We start from the raw sequence: 18,539 nt of genomic DNA, 5'->3' as shown, positions 1-18,539 counted from the left end.
ACCCTTGCGTATGACTCTTGCTTGCCAAGCACCTGAGGGTCGTTTTCTGATGGTAGCCATAAGGTCGATCCATATTCATATTGGGCATGAATTGGGCACGACAGGCACTTATTTACTAATGAGTTAACACCAATCTATTGATAAATTTGGCGTCCCGGATACGATTTGAACGTACGACCTGCCCCTTAGGAGCGGGAAAATAGCCATAATTTAACTTATTTAACAACAACTTACATATTCCCGCTTTGCGTAGTTATGACAGAAACCGACACATTTACCCATCATCCGTCACGGTTACGTCACGTTTTGGTCACGGTCAACTTTAACCAAATTTTATAAGAAATTACCAATGAGAAATTAAATGCCGGAACAAAGAATCAGACCGCCACACCTTTTTCCAAGTCTGAAAAATTACTAATTTTGACCATACCATCAGGAAAACGGGCTACAACTTCAAGTTCTCCCCCCATCGCTTCAATATGGCTACGTAACGTGGATATATACATATCGGTACGTTTTTCCATTTTAGCTATTGAGGGTTGTTGAACATGTAAAACTTCCGCAAGCATTTTTTGCGATAACCCACGAGCCTGCCGTAATTCATTCAGCGGCATTTCCGCCAACATTGCTTGAGCTTTAGCTTTAGCCAGAGCTTGTGCCTCAGGTTTCATTTTCGCTTGAAGATCAGAAAATTTATTTGCCATTGATCAGCCCCTCCTTTAGAAGTTGCAGTAAGTGTTCGTCATAGAGTCTATCGGCAATCGGAATGTGGGCATCATACCATCGATTGTCGCCGGTTTTATCACCACCAATCAGCAAAATGGCACTTCGTCTAGGATCGAAGGCATAAAGTGTGCGTATCGGTCTACCTTCATGCTGAGTACGCAATTCTCTCATATGACTATGTTTAGAGCCGTTTATACCACTGCAATGCGGAAAACCTAATGCAGGCCCACGTTCTTCAAGCAAATGGACCGAAGCTGCTAGAGAAACTTGTTCATCTTCCGACAAACCATTCCACCATTCTTCGAATTCATTTGTGTATTCTACATCCCAAGTCATCTTTAAAATATAGCCTTGAAGGAATGTTTTGTCAATTTAATCATTTGTTAACTCCGAGCAGCCTGAATACCAGGAAACAATCTCGTTACATTTTAATAGGTTGGGTCATTTGTAATACCCCAGAACACTTATACTCATCGCAAGTCAAATATCGGCAGTCATAAGTTGCCAATACCTAACTCTAAGATTTCATCCCCCGCTAATCCTCCGTAAAAAAGCAATTTCGTCTGTACTCGGGATTAAATATAGATCGATATGGCGTACAACAACTATCTTAGCAATTAGTTGATTGATCTGCATAGCTTCTCAATTTTTCGACAAATGTTCCGTCTAATGTGAGCCCACTCCGCATTCGTTGCTGCATTTCTGAGAAGCTGTACATCCAATTTATGCAACCATCTTCTTCTATTTCTCCACGATTAATTTCGTTGAGTTGATAGGTTTTCTCCTCATCCGTTAAGCAATATACGAAGGTATCAATTATGCAAAAGTTATCGTCAAAAGCTTCGCCCTTCATCCCTATGTTAATCGTTCTAACATTCGCAACTCCCCGTGCCTTTTGAACGCTTGGATAGGCTAATCCACATAGGCAATAATCTGGAGCAACTATGTCTTTACTCAAAAGAAGTCTGGATATGGCAATCGTAGAATTATACTCATCGGCGTTTGTGGTGACTTTGATGAATTCACCATGCAAGTAGTTGTAAATTGTTTTTTCCGTTTTATTCTTCGGTGTTATGCTGCTTCGATAATCGTCAAGCAGCCCTACAATTTTGAAGAGCGGTTGTAATATCCCGCTCTTCGTACTAATTTTTGATATTGTAAATAGACTACCAATAGTCGGAACCATTTCATAAATTGTTCCGAGTTCGCAAAGCGCACCGTAAAAAAATGATTCTCCTACATCATTCATTCGTCCCTTGGCACTTGATAACCTAGGATGTTTTAATTCGCCGATATCGGTAAAGAGTCGGCCATACTCATTTTTTCTTGCTCTATATATAAATTGATCTCCGATTGGAAAGCAATTTATTGTAAATTTATCGAATAGTAATTTCTCAAGAACAGGCAAGAACTTATCTGGTATCGCATTTTGAGCAGATAGTTTTTTTAGAAGTTCGATTTTGTGTTTGACATCAAAGTAATCCGAGTAATTCATGTTCAAAAACTAACTCAGGTGAATACATTAACTGGCGTTGTTTCAGCATGTACCGACATATATTATCTCCACCTATAAACTAAATCGGTAATTCAAGATCTGGATGTATTTTTATCAAAACTCATGTGAACTTTCAACAGGATAAAACCTGAGTGATTAAGCGTTATTTTTACTGATGGCTACAAGCTGCTCGTATACCAATTCTTTATACAAAGAGAAAGTAAGCATAAGTTCTGAATGTTGCCTTTCTAGTAGCGGAATTAGGTTTTTTAGTTTAAGTGGTTCAATTCCACCAAAACCATAACTGACGAAACCATGCATATCAACATTACGCGTGACCAAAGACGTTATTCCAATCTCAATCCTAGGTGAATAACGGTGGTTATATTTGTTCCGAAAATCCAAGGTGTCTCGCTGGTATTCTTTATTGCAAACCTTTTCTAAAGCGCATTTTAACTTTTGATATTTTATCCACGACTTACCATGCAAATCAGCCTGCTCTTGATAAATTTTGGAATCAATTGGTAAATCATCATCACTCCACTGCGATTCGTCTACTCGATTAGCTTGATGACAAAGATGCGCAATTGAATAAAAAAACCTTGATCGAATGACATAAGGTAAATTAAGCGCCAAGGTCGCTAATGGGCAAACAAACTCATAAATTATAAAATGTTTTCTCTCAAGGTCTTCCCCTGTTTCCTCAAGAACTTCTGACCATGCTTTGAGATTAACAATAAATTGCCTCATCTCGTTAAGTGAATTTGCCAATTCCCTAGCATGTTCATCCAGCATTAGGCTGTAGGCTAACCAATCAATGTCTACACTATTTGGCAATTCAAACCAGTTATAGGGCGCAACACCTATTTCTGATTTAATAGCTTGCCGTATTTCCAGAAATTTCTGAAAAGCATCCAGCATTTTATCAATTCCATGAATATTCAATTACTTATAAGAATAAGAACACTTTTTTAGTCACGTTCGCCCCTAAAAAGGGGATTCTCTTTGATATTTAACTTGTTGATTTAAATGGCGTCCCGGAGACGATTTGAACGTCCGACCTGCCCCTTAGGAGGGGGCCACTCTATCCAGCTGAGCTACCGGGACTTTAATCATGCATTTTAACATAAGCCTAACAGTTTAGAATGATTGACTTTTCAGCAACCAATTCTATTCAGACTTTTATTTCTCACTTATACTGGATGCAAATATAAAAAATGCTTTACCACACCCAAACTATCAATACTTCAGCTTCCTAATCTCCACCCGCTCCAGCGAAGTTATAAAATAAGATAGCTTAGTTTCGCTTCGGGTAGACATATTTTCAAACAAGCCACCAATTAACATTTTGCTGCTGCCTGGCTGTCCAGGTTTAACAAAACGTACACTCAAATCAAAATCCATCACATAATCTTCAAAACTGATCTGGCATCCATGTATGGTATCGCCTCGTTGCAGACGGGCGCGGTTGGTAGGTAGTTGTATCCCGGCACCGCTTCTGGATAAATCGAAAAGATAACCTGAAACGGATGAACGCGTTTTTTCGGCAATACCACTAAAAGGAATATGCAAAGACCCAACATCAATGCGATGCGCACGACGTCGTTGCGGGTAATAAATTCGATCAGGTAAGTTGCATTTATAGTACGTAATACCGCGTGAAAAACCAATTTCAATTTCGGTTACATTAAATGCTAGATGGATCCCCTTATGCAATACCAAGACCTTTGCGGCTTTATGATTTTGCAGCAGCACATTACCTTCTCTGGGAACCAACTCGTCCAACATAATAAGGTGCTTATCGTCTTTTACACCCAGTATAGAAGAGCTAAATTCTCTGCTGTAACCCTCTATTTGTATTCCACACAGTGGTGAGCTGGACTCAATTTCATTCAATAATTTTACAATTTTAAGCGGTTCAGTAATGAAATTTGGATTTTCCTGTGTCGACAATTCGTCTGTATCTATTTCTTCTTCAACGGTTTTTGGCTTTACAAACAGACTTTTAATTTTTTCTAACATGCTAGACAGGCTAATGGTATTTAACTATAGCCAGTCTACACCGAAATAAGGGTTTTAGAAAACAACTCGCTTCTAGTTGAGCCGTCAGGCCCATAGGTGCTGGATAATGCTGAGTTGCCTCGTAAGATTTGTAGGGCGCGTTGCGTATGTCGACTTAACAATTCAATACAAGCCCCGTTTTGTTCATTGAGCATGCGGCATTTTTTTGACAGCGCAGTAAGATTCGCCCAATTAACTCTAGAATTGCCAATATTGATACCGGCTGCCTGTGCTTTGCTCAAGTAATCATTCATGCCAGTATGGTTCGCCAGCAATTGTTCTGTTGCCAAAACTTGCCCAAGCTGATCAGCAAATTGTTCAAGCTGAACAACCACTTCTTTTTTATATGCAGCAATGTGGGTAAGTGCTTGCGCATCTTTGCTTTGCAGCAGATTTTCGGCTTCACTATGCAATAATTCCAATAATTTTTGCGTAGCATTTAAACCGTTAATCAATAAATTTTCAGTAATGGGATACGTTTTTTCTATCATAGCGTTCACGTCGAATTAGATAGCTGATGGTCAAATTGCAGGATCTTACTAGCAATGCGCTCGGCATTGGGTTGATAAGTACCCGCTTGTATGGCAGATTTGATAGCGGCAACCCGATCTTCATTGATTACCGGCGCAGAACTGCCAGATGCTACTGCATTTTTAATATCCTGACGGGTATAAGTAACACCCACTGCTTCTGCCAATACTGAGCTGACTGCTGGCTGCTTGTTAGTGATGCTAGCATCCTTATCAACTGGTTTTGCAGGTAAGGATACACTGGGGGTTTGACCGGAAACAGATTCAATAGCCATGACGAAAGTCCTGTAAAGATTTTATCTGTATATTTTATCGGCAACATTAGCATATCCTTTAACGAAATTTTTAAAAATTAACAGAAACCTTTGCAGCATCAACCACCATAGCTTGAATAAGCTTTTGTGAGCTGGTATTTTTTACATTAATCCGATCACCTTTTGCGCCATTCATCATGGCAATACCGGCCATACTAATCGACATACCCGACTTACCCAACTGAATAGTAACGCGGTCACCGCGTTTTATCAGGGTTAAATCTTGATAACTACGACCATTAAGCACAGTGCCTATTTGCAGATTACGGGCGGCTTGTTTATTAACTACATCAAGTGGGTCCAACAAGTAACCTTGACTTAAAGCACTAATTTCGCGGTTTTCTCGCACAATATCTTCAGCATGAATAACTGCGTTGCGTTGCAACGGCCGAACCAAAACCAGTACTTCTTTATACGATTTAACTATCACAGAACTATAAATTTTCCAGGGTTGGCTGCCCTTACATTGCACTAACAAGGTGTTATGTCCGGCTTTAACTTCTGCTGCTTGCGGAGAAACGTCCAAGTTTTCATCACAAAAGGGCAATTGCAAATGCATATCCAAAGGCGTTACGTTAATCTGATAACGACCATTGGTATCCAAACTGGATTGCACATAACTACTGACTGCATTCTCTATAGCCTTAACGTCTTGTAACTGAGCGGCAAGGCTTATCTGTGGAACTAGCAATAGCGTCAATAACTGTCGTTTTATTATGTTCATAACTGTGTTGGAATTTTGACTATACTTAAAACTAAGCACGAAACATACCAACAGAATTATTATTAGCGAACCACGTCATAAATCGGCAATTTCTTAAGAAAACTTTAGCAATACCGCTATAATTAATTTCAACAAATTCAAGGGGGCATTATGGCTGGCGTTTTAGATGGTGTTGATCAACGAACCAAACTGGCAGGACACAACAGGTTTGAACTATTGCTATTTAAACTACACGGTCACCAGCGGTTTGGCATAAATGTATTTAAAGTACAGGAAGTCATTCAATGCCCGCCGTTAACGCAAATCCCAAATTCCCACTTCGTAATCTGTGGTGTAGCCCATTTACGCGGCAAAACTATTCCGGTTCTAGATTTATCCATGGCAATTGGGATGCGCTCTTTGTCACGCGAAGACGGTTGCTATGTAATCGTTACTGAATACAACCGTTCCATTCAGGGTTTTCTAGTAGGTGCTGTTGATCGAATTATCAATATCGGCTGGGAACAAGTCAGACCACCACCAACCGGTACGGGCAAAAGTAGTTATCTCACAGCGGTTACCGAGGTAGACGGAGAGCTGATTGAAGTAATTGACGTAGAAAAAGTCATGAAAGAAGTCATAGGTGGACGCGAAGAAGCCTCTGCTGAAACCATTGATACTCATATTACCAGTAGTAATAATCATATTCTGGTGGTTGATGATTCATCTGTGGCTCGAAATCAGGTTAAGCGCGTCTGCGAACAAATTAATATGCAGTGTACTTTGTTAAAAGATGGGCTAGAAGCTTGGGATCATTTAACAAATTTGGTAACCGAAGGCGTAAAAATTCAGGATCGTTATTTAATGATTATCTCTGATGTTGAAATGCCACGTATGGATGGCTATACACTGGCTACCAAAATTAAATCCGATGTCAATATGAAAGATGTTTATTTAATTTTGCATACTTCTTTAAGCGGCGTATTTAATACCAGCATGGTACAAAAAGTAGGTGCAAACGAATTCTTGGCTAAGTTTGACCCAGACTCTTTATTAAATGCTATACAATCCCATATTAAAAGACAAAATGGTATGAGTAACTAAGCTTCTATGCAATCCGTGTTCAGAAATTCCGGTTCGAATTCTGTTAATTACGAACTTAGCAATAGTAATTTTCAGATTATCCAGCAGTTTTTGAGCATGCAATGTGGAATTGTGCTCAACGAGAACAAACATTATTTGGTCAAAAACCGTTTAATAGCGCTGCTGGATAAATTTGGTTTAGATTCATTTACTGATTTAACCAACACACTGGAATCCAATTCCGCACAAAGTGGCACACTTAGAAATGCTGTTATTGATGCAATGACCACTAACGAAACATCCTGGTTTCGTGATGTAAAGCATTTCTCGGTACTTAAGGAAACTATTTTTCCTACGCTGTTGACTGAAAATAGCCAACCTTTAAAAATCTGGTCGGCAGCTTGCTCGTCGGGTCAAGAACCCTATTCCATCAGCATAACCGCTTTGCAAAACACACCTAAACCTTGTTCGGTGCAGATTCTGGGTACTGATATCTCGGAAACGATGCTCTACGAAGCAAAACAAGCGATTTATTCAGAGCTGGCGCTATCCAGAGGAATTGATGCTGCCACGCAAGCACGTTTTTTTCAAAACACGACCAAGGGTTACAGTTTAAATAACGAAGTCACTCAACAGGTCAGCTTTCAACAACTGAACTTACTTAAACCCTTTTCATCATTAGGATTATTTGACATTATTTTTTGCCGAAACGTGCTCATTTATTTTTCCGATACTGTCAAATTCGATATTCTTAATCGTATGTCTCAAAATCTAAAGCCGGGTGGCTATTTTTTTCTAAGTAGTACCGAGTCTATGCCTATCGGTTTAGACGTTTTTGAGCGCCAGCATGGCAGCTTAGTCAACTACTATAAAAAAACCCGATCATAACCCCCAAGTTCAGTGCATAAAGACATGATTTAGAAGTTGGCACTAATAAAATTGCTATGCTAATCCCACTACTTTATATAAAAACCCCCTGCATTAATCTAAGCAAAACCAAGCACCTATCCTCGGTATTTGTTTTACAGATTTTCCTAAAAAAACGTCTAAACTATTTTAATCTATCGTTATTTTGTTATAGTTATGTTGGGTGATTCACTTCACCCACATTGTCTATGGATGTTAGAAAAACAGTCATCAGACTAACTTAAATTCTAATAATATAGGGGTATAACATGAAACAATACGGAGCAGAGTTTTTTGGAACATTCTGGTTAGTGTTAGGCGGATGTGGTAGTGCAGTACTAGCAGCGGCGTTTCCGCATGTTGGCATTGGTTTGTTAGGTGTATCTTGCGCTTTTGGTCTTACAGTATTAACCATGGCTTATACAATTGGTCATATTTCCGGTTGCCATCTTAATCCCGCCGTATCCATAGGCTTATGGGCTGGCGGCCGCTTTCCAGCCAATAAATTAGCACCTTATATTGCAGCACAGGTAGTGGGTGGAATTGTAGCCGGCGGTGTTTTATATCTTATTGCCAGTGGTAAAGCCGGTTTTGATGTCACCGCAGGCTTTGCCTCCAATGGTTATGGTGAACATTCACCTGGACAGTATTCGTTGTTAGCGGGTTTGGTATCCGAAGTAGTAATGACCATGATGTTTTTACTGGTCATTCTGGGTGCTACCGATAGCCGCGCACCACAGGGTTTTGCTCCCATTGCGATTGGCTTATGTTTAACCCTAATTCATTTAGTCAGTATTCCGGTAACCAACACGTCAGTCAATCCTGCCCGCAGTACCGCAGTGGCTATTTATGCTGGCGATTGGGCTCTGGCACAACTTTGGCTATTTTGGGTAGCCCCCATCATTGGCGCAGTTCTGGGTGCCTTAATCTACCGTTTTATTGGCGCACCAGAAGCAATTGAAGTCGCAGAAGACTGATTTTTTAGGGTGTGGGGTTATCAGTAAATCAAATAGTTTTTTCATTTAGACCTTTTGCGAGACATTCAACCAAAATACACACGGTCAGAATAATGTATATACCTATGTGAAAAATGATTACTCCGCATTGATCAATATGCGCCCCCAGTATTAACTTTGTAAACTCCACGGTTATTGGACATAAAATTATGAGCTCAGCGTACTACATCGTTTTAGAAAAAGAGATTAATGATTTGGACACCATGATGGATGGCAAAAAATTGTCACACAACATAGAATTACTCGACATCTTGGCTCTTCAACTTGGCGTTCGCCCGCTTTCAGATTTCTTTTGTATGGATCCTGACGAGTTGGCTGATTTTATGGATGGCGATGATGAGATTGAACTGCCGCCGTTACTGCAATTCTCAGCACTGGATGGCTTGGTAACTGTAAGAACGTTGTTGTCCAGCTCTCAAGCACAAGAAGCACTTGAGGATTTACAAAGTTGTGAGCGAATTTTAACCGCCGCTGCTGAAGCAGGTGTGGGCTGGCATTTTCAGGTCGATCTATAATTTTTTTAGGCTTGTCGAGAAAATCAGTCAACTAATTAACAGACCAAGCAGCCAGAAGGGCATTCAGCTGTTGCCTATCAGGCAACCCCGTTCTGGCTCCTAATTTTGTACAGCATAAACCACCTGCCCCACTGGCAAAACGTAATATCTCTAACCACGACATACCAGCAGCCACTGCCGCAGCAAATGCACCATGAAAAGCATCACCAGCCCCAGTTGTATCAATAATATTTGATAACGGTGGCGCAGCTAAAGCACCTACTTCCTGTCCACGCCTCCAAATTAACCCTCTTTCCCCCAAAGTAATCACAACTACCGCACTTTGTGCCGATAATTGCGTTAATGCAGACTCAACACTTTCTGCATACTGAAGTGCAAACTTTTCAGAACACACCAGATAATCCACCTTGTCCGCTAATAATAAAGTACCTGTATGCACAGAACCTGCATCCAAAACACTGGACACCCCCTGTCCAGCCAAATAATCGAGCAGATCTAAACTGATCTGCGGTTCGTGTCCATCGAATAGTAATACTTTAGTTTGAAGATTGGCAAAATCTATACTTTTGGACTTTAGAGCTTGAATTTGGCATTTATAATTGATAAGCGCACGCTGACCGTCCGGTTTAACCAGCACTACGGATAAAGGCGTGGCAAAATCGCCTCTTACTACATACCGAGTATCTACATGCTGAGCTTGCAACTCCTGCCAATGACTTTCACCATAAAGCTCATTACCCAAATACCCACAAAAGCCAGCTTTAAATCCCAGTTTTGACACAATTACCGCAGCGTTAGCAGCAGGTCCTCCACCACACCCCAGCAAACCTTCTGCAACAATTTTTTCATCCGACAAAGGATGTTGTGGCACCGTAAACACCAAATCGTAACTGGCATGTCCAACACAAAGTACATCAAAATTGTTTGGTTTATACATTTAATTGATTCCCTTACTACGGTTTTCCATGCGCCGCACAAATTCGCTTAAAATAACCTTATACAATTCATCTCCCAAATATTTGTCTTCAATCCCACTATCAATATTGGGATTATCATTCACTTCAATGACATAGCCTTTACCCTTTATTTCTTTAACATCGACACCGTACAAGCCATTTCCTATGGGATGGGTAGCCTTTAGAGCCGCTTCCAGCACCGCTTTGGGTACTTCAAAAGTGGGTAATGTATCAAAATCACCACTATCAACGCGATTTCGGGAATGCCGATAAATTTGCCAATGATTTTTTACCATAAAATATCGACAGGCATACAACGCCTTGTTATTAAAAATACCTATACGCCAATCGAAATCGGTATACAGAAACTCTTGAGCCAACAACAAGGCAGATTGCTGAAATAACTCACTGACTTTACTATCAAGTTCCTGGCGATTACTTACTTTAACGATACCACGCGAAAAAGAACCATCTGGAATTTTTATCACTACCGGAAAACCAGCCGCTTGTTCCAATTGATCCAAATGCATAGCATTACCCTTATGTAAAATCCATGTTTTAGGCGAAGGTACCCGGTGAGTACGAAACATATCCGCTAGATAGACTTTATTGGCGCAGCGTAAAATTGAAGTTGGATCATCAATCACCAGTAATCCTTCTTTTTCGGCTTTTTTTGCAAAGCGATAGGTGTAATGATCAATGGCTGTCGTTTCGCGGATAAATAAACCATCAAACTCTGGAATACGCCCGTAATGCTGCTGGGTTATCAGCTCCACTTCCACTCCCATTTGTCTACCCAGATTAATAAACTTTTTGATAGCCCCCCGATTACTAGGTGGCAATTTTTCTGCCGGATTAATTAAAATGGCCAAATCATAGCGGGCCGCTTTACGCGTACGGCTTTTACGCCAGATTTTTTTACTAAATCTATCCAGGGCTTCGGCAAACAAAGTTTGCTCGGCATCGTCCAGACTGCGATGTGATACCGCTTTTAAGTCAATAATTTGCCATTGCAATTGACCCTGCAGGGTAATCTCAAGAATAGGACAGGGAAAACGCTCAAACAATAAACGGGTCAATTCCTGAAAGGTGGGATCAGGAGTGGTACCAAAAAAACTGTAAAGCTTAAAATCGGTAATTGATACATGATATTTAAAAGCACGCGCCAAGGTTGAACTCAAATCGTCCAGTTGCAAACTGTACAAAGCATTTTTGCCTAAGTCATTAATCACTTTTACCGAGGGTATCACATGGTGATTTCGAGCTTCCGCTAATAATGAGCAATAATAGCCATCGGAAAGATAAGCGTAACTACTACACAAATTAATAATACGCACACGCTGATCAGATTCAGCCTGTTCTATGCCAAGATAATCTTCAAATGTAATAACCTGATCACTGGGATAATAAGGATTCCAGTCGGATAAATCATCAACCACTAGTAACGTGCTTGCCATAGCAATATTATCCCCATGTAATGAATGAGTGGATCATTTTGAAACCAGACAGCCGTTTAAACAAGGCGTAATATTCATTTATTTGATTTTAACTAAAATTCATAGGTAATTAACGATGTTTAGCCGCTCAGAATTAACGGGTATTGATGTTTCTCTATTTCCTGACAATTATCGACAGGCTAGACAAGAATGGTTAAAGCGCTTACCTAACCTTAATTACCCTCAGCAATACCGAAGTTTTAATTGTGCAGGTGTTGGACCAATGGGAGAAGAATTAATAACGGATAGTGTGTGGCTGGGTGAAAATAATGCAAAACAAGTGCTTATTCTGCTGGCAGGCACCCATGGTATTGAAGGTTTTACAGGTAGTGCTATACAGCTTGATCTAATGGATAGATTGGCATGCCAACAAATATTATTACCAGACAATACAGCTATTTTACTCATACATGCATTAACACCCTGGGGATATGCATGGCTAAGGCGTTGCGATGCAGATGGGGTAGACTTAAATAGGAATGCAGTGGATTTCACGCAACCTTTGCCTGAAAATCCTGACTACCAGCAATTGCGATCAGCATTATTTTGTAATGATATATCTCTCAGACAAGAAATTTTAGCCAACTTTGCACATCAACACGGACGTCCAGCGTTGGAACAAGCCATCAGTGGAGGACAATACCAAGACCCTGCCGGCCCCTTTTACGGCGGCCAAAAACCTGCACATGGTCGTTTGGTGTGTGAAGCCTTAATGGCTGATTATGCCTTGGCGAAACGACGCTTAGCCGTCATTGATGTACATACGGGCTTAGGCCCCTATAGTTATGGCGAAATTATTTGTGATCACCAACCGTTTAGTGCCGGGGCAACCATGGCTTATCAATGGTATGGAGAAGGAGTGACATTACCATTTGCGGGCACATCCAGCTCGGTACCCAAACTGGGTTTACTGGATTATTTGTGGCATGCAGTCATGGATCAGCAAAGTTGCTTTGTCACGCTAGAATTTGGTACGTTTAGTACCGATCTGTTATTTGAAACCTTATTACGTGATCATCAATTGTGGTCAGAAACGAATAACCAAACTGAGCGGCAGGCACATAGTCTACGCATGCGTAAACATTTTTACCCTGAAGATATCGCCTGGCAAGAAATGGTGTTATTCAGAGCTAGACAGGTAATTATGCAAGGATTAAGGGGAGTAAGCAGATAATTTGCTCTGCGTTAATGGCTATAGTTGTTTGCTAATAACGACTAACCTTTTCAGCCTAAATACAAAAAGACTCCAACCTAAGCAAATAGTATTATTCATAGCAAGTTCTTTTGATGCATAAATATCTGGAACATACAATATAATTAGTTACAGACAAACTGATTGCTGAGTGTTTTACTATACCTGATTTCCAAAAAACAGCTCACTTAATTTATCAGGTTTTTTTGCCCTCTAGGGAAACAGGCCATGCCAAACTCAAACTCTTCAGTCTGTATTCAGATGCTGCGAAAATTGATATGGACAATTCAACCTTGCTTTCAAGCTTTACCTTTACATAACGGTTCATTAAGCTTCGATACTGAACATGAAAAATTATTCTGGCAGGAACGCCGCAGCGAAGCGCTGTCTAGTTTAAAATTTGCTTTAGCCATAGGCTCAATCGGTTTTCTGACCTTTATTGGCTTGGACATACTCAATAACACCCTGTCAACACCAAAACTCTTTGCCCGCTTGGCTATCGTGATTAGTTTCGGATCGTTACTGAAACTTCTGTACCAACGCCCTCTACAAAAAATCTGTATCAGCAAAATAACCAAACTAGCCATAACAGCTTATATTTTCAGTTTAATTGGCATTATGCTCAGCGAAACCGATTCACTGCTTTTTAATGTCCTGTGGACGGGGTTAATACCGATATATTTCTTGATTTATGGGCAGATGTTAATGACTCTCTCAGAAACCGTGCTATTCGGTTGGATCGCCATGCTGACTCTGCCTATCAGCGCATACCTGATAGACTTCACAGTCAGTCAAGTGATGCCTTCCGTTTTATTGTTAGTCATGGCAAATTTTTTTGGCTTTTGTACTCGTTACCAATTAGAACGTCAAACACGGCTTGCCTATCAGGCAAAATGTAAAGCTGAAATCGGCTTACTAGAAAAAACGGAATTTACGCAACAACTAAGTCACAATTTACGCCAACCATTACAAGCTTTAAGTAGTTACTCAAGTTTACTAGAAACCCTCTGCTGCGATAGATCAGATTACCAATTACAGCATATTGCAACACGTCTGGGGCATACCACAGATGAACTTATCAATACGTTTAACCAAATTCTGACCATTGGAAACCTTGAAAATGGCAAACAACAACCCTTACTAAAAGCGGTTGACTTAAATCTGCTACTAGCGGATATGAGTGACCAATTTACTCCGCAAGCGGCTAAACGTCATTTAAAATTGAAAATCAATTTACGTACAAAACCGCCGTTCAATGTCTACAGCGACGCTTGCATACTCAAACAAATTATTAGCAATTTGCTCGACAACGCTATTAAATATACGCAAAATGGCTGGATAATTGTTTCGACCGTAAAAACGAGTAATCAACAAATCAAACTGATTATCCGCGATACTGGCATAGGTATTTCTGAAGACGATAAACCGAAAATATTTAATGAGTGTTACCGAGGTACGCGTCGGCTTAATGATCCTTGTGGTAACGGTATAGGCTTAAGCTATGTGCAAAAGGCTTTGAATATTTTGCCTGGACACTCATTAAGCTTACACTCAAAGGTCAATCAGGGCAGTCGTTTTCAAATCCAGCTACCGGTAGCTAAGCATACCAACCCGGAAAAGCCAATCTATTCTCCCTTACCAGCCTGTAATTACTTTGTATTGATTGTTGATGACAATAAAGAGGTTTTATCCGCGTTGGCGGCACAACTTAACAAACGGGGTTGTTTGGTGCAAACCGCAACCTGTATAGAAGAAACCCTAATAAAACTCTCAGAAAACGAGATAGTACCAGACTTACTAATCACTGATTTTTATTTAGAAAATAACCAGACTGCCCATGACATCATTGCTGCTGTTAGCAAGCATTGCGGCTCACTACCCAGCATAATTTTGTCAGCTCATCCTATTCCCTACATTGATAAACAGAAATTTCCAGAACATACACTTTTGCTGCGTAAACCTGTAAATAATACCCTACTATTTGAAAAAATCTCCGAAACCTTGTCTGTATCGAATTCAACGACATTGCAAAGTTCTGCAAACGCTTAACAGGCTTGATCTTCCAAATTTTTTTGCCAACTTCCGGGTTTGCCTATTACGACACCCATTTCAAATAACTTGACCAGTAATTCCACCCTTCTGGTAACACTAAATTTTAAAAACAAAATACGCAGGTGATTTTTAACAGTTTGCTCACAAATCCCCATTAATCTAGCAATATCTTTATTACATAAGCCCTGCACTAACAGACTTAAAACTAAAAATTCACGCGGCGTTAATCCCAAAGTTTCGGCGTCGGTAACAGGTCGTAACTCAAGACCAGCGTTATTTAAACGCTTAGCACTTGTCACCGAAGACGGTAAATAGACTTTTCCTGATAAGACATCCAATAATGCTTGAATAAAATCCTGTCTGGACAAATTTTTAGTAATAAAACCCATAGCCCCCAGACGCAAGCATTCATAAACCATTGACTGATGATCCATGGCAGAAAACATAATCACGCTCAGTTTTGGAAATTCATTCCGGAAGATTTTCAATCCAACTAAGCCATCTTGATCAGGTAAATTAACGTCTAAAAATACTAAATTTAATAGCGAAGCGCGAGCAATGTTTAAGCCCTGTAGTACATCATCAGCTTCAAACACACGTGTTTCAGGAAACATTTGCTGTAATAAACCGGCCACTCCGGCACGGGAACAAAAATGATCGTCAATCAGTAGAATATTCATTACCATCAAAGTTTCAGGCACTCAGAGAATGGATAGTATACTGGCGAATAAATTAACGCGCCAGCTTGCACAAAACACTAACACTAAAAAAGAGTACAAAAAGCTATCCATGCTATGTTCTAGGCGATATTAGTCCGCAATGATTCTGCATTTTTTCATAAGATTGTCTTATTTTCCGCCTAAAATTAATCTTGAGGTCTGGCTTTTTATGCATTTTTCTAAGCACTACCTTACTTTAATGTTCACTTTATCAAACACTTTTATAGTGAACTTTAGGTACGTTATCGAATTTTTCCACCTACCTTATTCATAGTTATTTTTTCAATTTATCATTTATGGGAGTTAGACATGTCCAATTATTCAATCACTATGCTACTCAGCTTGCTGCTAGTCAATTCAACTGCTTCTGCCTGGGGACCAGAAGGTCACGCCATAGTTGCTGATATTGCCGAAGCACATCTTAACGCTGTTGCACAAAACGAAGTGCGTGCGTTGTTAGCACAAGAAGGGAATAGTAATCTGGACGACATAGCATCCTGGCCAGACCAATCTCCGCCTAAAACCCCTCAAACCGCTCCTTGGCACTATGTGGACATTCCTCTTGAGGAATCTCAATATAATGCTAACAGAGACTGCCCTCAATCATCTTGCGTAGTTGCCAAAATCAGTACTTATGCTCAGAAATTGGCAGATACATCACTAGACAATCGCTCACGATTGGAGGCGTTAAAGTGGCTGGTACATTTTATTGGCGACATACATCAACCCTTACATGCAGAAAATCGCAATGATCGCGGAGGAAACCAAGTTTCGCTTACCTATTATGACAAAAACACCAATTTACATAGTATCTGGGATGGCGCTATACTTGAGCATGCCCTGAATTTACATCTTGGCCCCCATTTTAGCTTTAATCATGCCCTGGTAAGACAAGCGGCAACTGATCTTGATAATGCTATTTCAAATGAAGATCGCAACACTTGGAGCCAATCGGGTCTACTCAACAGTATAGATAATACTGCTGTAACCTGGGCCGAGGAATCGCATGCACTGGCCGGGATTGCTTATAACAGTTTACCAAGCGTCATGAATGACCATTGGGAAGACAATTATCAAGCCACAGTCTGGCCGGTAGCACGAAAACAACTACAGAAAGCAGGCTTACGCTTGTCTGTAGTGTTAAACGAAGCACTTCAGTAACTCTACTAAGGGCTCTTCCTTAGACTCTGAAACTGAATTGACTGGTTAGGATAACTAAACTATAAAAATAAGGTGCTGTGTTTGTATAACACAGCCCAACAACTCACCTAACTCTCTACACAATTTTGGAGATACCATGCGAATATTAGCTGAAAAAATTGAACACATCGTGGTTCTGATGCTTGAAAACCGTTCTTTCGACTCTATGCTTGGCGCACTCTATCCGAAATCGGCAGCGTTTAATGGCTTAACCGGCCAAGAGACGAATCCGGTACAAAACGCAGCTGACGTACAAGTTTGGAATACAACAGGAACGGATATAAAATCAATGTCCATCCCCACTCCTGACCCAGGTGAACTCTGGACAGACATCAATATGCAGCTCTTCGGTCTGGATGCTCAACCCGGTCAGCAATTGCCGCCCATGACGGGTTTTGCGAATAACTATATTCGGCAAACAGCTTCTCCTGCACAAGACTATGATGCCAAAAATATTATGCATTATTACCAACCTGAGCAAGTACCAGTGCTTAGTCAACTAGCCAAGCAATATGCAGTCTGTGATCAATGGTTTGCTTCCGCGCCCTGCCAAACCTGGCCAAACCGGTTTTTTGTACATACAGGGACAGCTAACGGCTACCAAAATAATAGTCCGGTACATTTCCCTTATCTTATGCCGACCATTTTTAATCGCCTAAATACAGCCAATCACTCTTGGGGCATCTTTTTTCATGATTTTCCTCAATCACTGACCTTGACTGATTTGTGGACGCATCTTGAGCATTTTCATTTCATCGATGAGTTTAAAACCAAGGCAGAAGCGGGTGAGTTACCTGCCTACTCTTTTATTGAACCCAGATATTTTCCAGATTTAGAGTTGCCAAATGACCAACATCCCCCACACCATGTTGGTTTGGGGGAAAAGTTAATTGCCAAAGTTTACAATATCGTCAGAAGCGCTCCCAGCTGGGAAAAAACGCTGCTGATTATTACCTATGACGAACACGGCGGATGTTATGATCACGCAGCACCACCTGTGGCAATCCCCCCAGATAATTCAAACCCAAGTCCATTTGGATTTGACCGATATGGTGTCAGGGTACCTGCGGTACTCATTTCACCCTATATTAGCCCCGGCACTATTTTACGTGTTGTAGAAGAAGGTAATTTGCCTCACGAGGGTAAAACTTATCCATTTGATCATACTTCAATTCTTGCCACACTACGCAACTGCTTTCATTTGAACACCCCTCTCACTAACCGTGATGCCGTAGCGCCTGATGTGGAAAAAGTGTTTAATTTAGAGGCACCTACTAATAATGCTCTAGAGAGCATCGAAGCCTTAGCTTATCCCATTATGGACGATGAATTAAAAACAGCACTGGCAGCACCCATGAATGATTTTCAAAAAGCGCTACATCAAGCGGCGGCCCATCTACCTGATCTTAGCCAACTAGCAACAACTGAAAGTGAACTCGACAAAATTGAGCAGCATATTCAAAATCTTTCTAACCACCTAATAAAGAATATTGAGCTTCCGGACCATAAAACACCCTCTGAAGCTTTGCCATTTATAAAAGACAAACTGCAAAAGTTTCTACCTTAAATTATTTA

General features: G+C 40.5%; 19 protein-coding genes and 1 tRNA gene. 8 read left to right on the top strand and 12 right to left on the bottom strand.

Translation table 11 applies throughout. From position 1 onward, the window contains the following. Positions 1-377: 377 nt before the first annotated feature. The 9 genes from ABH008_RS06400 to flgA form a co-directional block, all read right to left on the bottom strand. Positions 378-704, bottom strand: coding sequence for an XRE family transcriptional regulator (locus tag ABH008_RS06400; protein WP_347989024.1), 327 nt, complete (start codon positions 702-704; stop codon positions 378-380). Beyond that, a complete protein-coding gene (locus ABH008_RS06395; RefSeq protein WP_347989023.1) occupies positions 694-1,062 on the bottom strand; it encodes a type II toxin-antitoxin system RelE/ParE family toxin in 369 nt (122 codons plus the stop codon). The genes ABH008_RS06400 and ABH008_RS06395 overlap by 11 nt, the downstream gene beginning before the upstream one ends. A gap of 274 nt (positions 1,063-1,336) precedes the next feature. Further along, on the bottom strand, positions 1,337-2,221 hold the full coding sequence (locus ABH008_RS06390) for a hypothetical protein (protein WP_347989022.1): 885 nt from the start codon (positions 2,219-2,221) through the stop codon (positions 1,337-1,339). A 156-nt stretch (positions 2,222-2,377) separates the two neighbouring features. Further along, positions 2,378-3,142: a hypothetical protein gene (locus ABH008_RS06385; protein ID WP_347989021.1), complete on the bottom strand. Its 765-nt coding sequence runs from the start codon at positions 3,140-3,142 to the stop codon at positions 2,378-2,380. Between the two features lie 109 nt (positions 3,143-3,251). After that, positions 3,252-3,328, bottom strand: a tRNA-Arg gene (locus tag ABH008_RS06380). A 132-nt stretch (positions 3,329-3,460) separates the two neighbouring features. Further along, positions 3,461-4,243: a flagellar regulator YcgR PilZN domain-containing protein gene (locus tag ABH008_RS06375; RefSeq protein WP_347989020.1), complete on the bottom strand. Its 783-nt coding sequence runs from the start codon at positions 4,241-4,243 to the stop codon at positions 3,461-3,463. A gap of 35 nt (positions 4,244-4,278) precedes the next feature. Next, positions 4,279-4,773: a flagellar protein FlgN gene (locus tag ABH008_RS06370; RefSeq protein WP_347989019.1), complete on the bottom strand. Its 495-nt coding sequence runs from the start codon at positions 4,771-4,773 to the stop codon at positions 4,279-4,281. Between the two features lie 5 nt (positions 4,774-4,778). Further along, positions 4,779-5,087 carry a flagellar biosynthesis anti-sigma factor FlgM gene (gene flgM, locus ABH008_RS06365; RefSeq protein ID WP_347989018.1) on the bottom strand — a complete coding sequence of 103 codons (309 nt, stop codon included), beginning with the start codon at positions 5,085-5,087 and terminating at the stop codon, positions 4,779-4,781. Between the two features lie 70 nt (positions 5,088-5,157). After that, on the bottom strand, positions 5,158-5,850 hold the full coding sequence (gene flgA / locus ABH008_RS06360) for a flagellar basal body P-ring formation chaperone FlgA (RefSeq protein ID WP_347989017.1): 693 nt from the start codon (positions 5,848-5,850) through the stop codon (positions 5,158-5,160). Positions 5,851-6,000: 150 nt separating this feature from the next. Here flgA and ABH008_RS06355 point away from each other — a divergent pair, with 150 nt between their 5' ends. The 4 genes from ABH008_RS06355 to ABH008_RS06340 all read left to right on the top strand — a co-directional run bounded on the left by ABH008_RS06355 (position 6,001) and on the right by ABH008_RS06340 (position 9,349). Then, positions 6,001-6,933: a chemotaxis protein CheV gene (locus tag ABH008_RS06355; protein ID WP_347989016.1), complete on the top strand. Its 933-nt coding sequence runs from the start codon at positions 6,001-6,003 to the stop codon at positions 6,931-6,933. Between the two features lie 6 nt (positions 6,934-6,939). Next, positions 6,940-7,800, top strand: a complete 861-nt coding sequence (locus ABH008_RS06350) for a protein-glutamate O-methyltransferase CheR (protein ID WP_347989015.1) — start codon at positions 6,940-6,942, stop codon at positions 7,798-7,800. Positions 7,801-8,087: 287 nt separating this feature from the next. Then, complete coding sequence (gene aqpZ, locus ABH008_RS06345; protein WP_347989014.1) at positions 8,088-8,795, top strand: aquaporin Z; 708 nt, start codon at positions 8,088-8,090, stop codon at positions 8,793-8,795. A gap of 188 nt (positions 8,796-8,983) precedes the next feature. Continuing rightward, positions 8,984-9,349, top strand: a complete 366-nt coding sequence (locus ABH008_RS06340; RefSeq protein WP_347989013.1) for a hypothetical protein — start codon at positions 8,984-8,986, stop codon at positions 9,347-9,349. A gap of 31 nt (positions 9,350-9,380) precedes the next feature. On the opposite strand, the gene ABH008_RS06335 is transcribed toward ABH008_RS06340, so the two are convergent. Together ABH008_RS06335 and ABH008_RS06330 are read right to left on the bottom strand one after the other, a co-directional pair. Further along, positions 9,381-10,286, bottom strand: a complete 906-nt coding sequence (locus tag ABH008_RS06335) for a PfkB family carbohydrate kinase (protein ID WP_347989012.1) — start codon at positions 10,284-10,286, stop codon at positions 9,381-9,383. Further along, positions 10,287-11,762 carry a RimK family protein gene (locus tag ABH008_RS06330; protein WP_347989011.1) on the bottom strand — a complete coding sequence of 492 codons (1,476 nt, stop codon included), beginning with the start codon at positions 11,760-11,762 and terminating at the stop codon, positions 10,287-10,289. A gap of 115 nt (positions 11,763-11,877) precedes the next feature. On the opposite strand from ABH008_RS06330, the gene ABH008_RS06325 reads away from it, so the two are divergent. Together ABH008_RS06325 and ABH008_RS06320 are read left to right on the top strand one after the other, a co-directional pair. Beyond that, complete coding sequence (locus ABH008_RS06325) at positions 11,878-12,975, top strand: DUF2817 domain-containing protein (protein ID WP_347989010.1); 1,098 nt, start codon at positions 11,878-11,880, stop codon at positions 12,973-12,975. 246 nt (positions 12,976-13,221) lie between these two features. Then, positions 13,222-15,042, top strand: a complete 1,821-nt coding sequence (locus tag ABH008_RS06320) for a hybrid sensor histidine kinase/response regulator (protein WP_347989009.1) — start codon at positions 13,222-13,224, stop codon at positions 15,040-15,042. Here ABH008_RS06320 and ABH008_RS06315 read toward each other — a convergent pair. Next, positions 15,039-15,725 (bottom strand): response regulator transcription factor, encoded by a 687-nt coding sequence (locus ABH008_RS06315; protein WP_347989008.1) that lies wholly within the window; start codon positions 15,723-15,725, stop codon positions 15,039-15,041. The genes ABH008_RS06320 and ABH008_RS06315 overlap by 4 nt on opposite strands. Positions 15,726-16,073: 348 nt before the next feature. Between ABH008_RS06315 and ABH008_RS06310 the strand changes: the two genes are divergently transcribed. Together ABH008_RS06310 and ABH008_RS06305 are read left to right on the top strand one after the other, a co-directional pair. Next, positions 16,074-16,925 (top strand): S1/P1 nuclease, encoded by an 852-nt coding sequence (locus ABH008_RS06310; RefSeq protein ID WP_347989007.1) that lies wholly within the window; start codon positions 16,074-16,076, stop codon positions 16,923-16,925. Between the two features lie 136 nt (positions 16,926-17,061). Then, positions 17,062-18,531 (top strand): alkaline phosphatase family protein, encoded by a 1,470-nt coding sequence (locus ABH008_RS06305; RefSeq protein ID WP_347989006.1) that lies wholly within the window; start codon positions 17,062-17,064, stop codon positions 18,529-18,531. Positions 18,532-18,539 lie beyond the last annotated feature (8 nt).

Origin of the sequence: Methylomonas sp. AM2-LC (assembly GCF_039904985.1) — a bacterium.
Taxonomy (GTDB): domain Bacteria; phylum Pseudomonadota; class Gammaproteobacteria; order Methylococcales; family Methylomonadaceae; genus Methylomonas.
The sequence above is the reverse complement of the archived record's forward strand: the minus strand, read 5'-3'. Positions and strand labels throughout refer to the sequence as shown.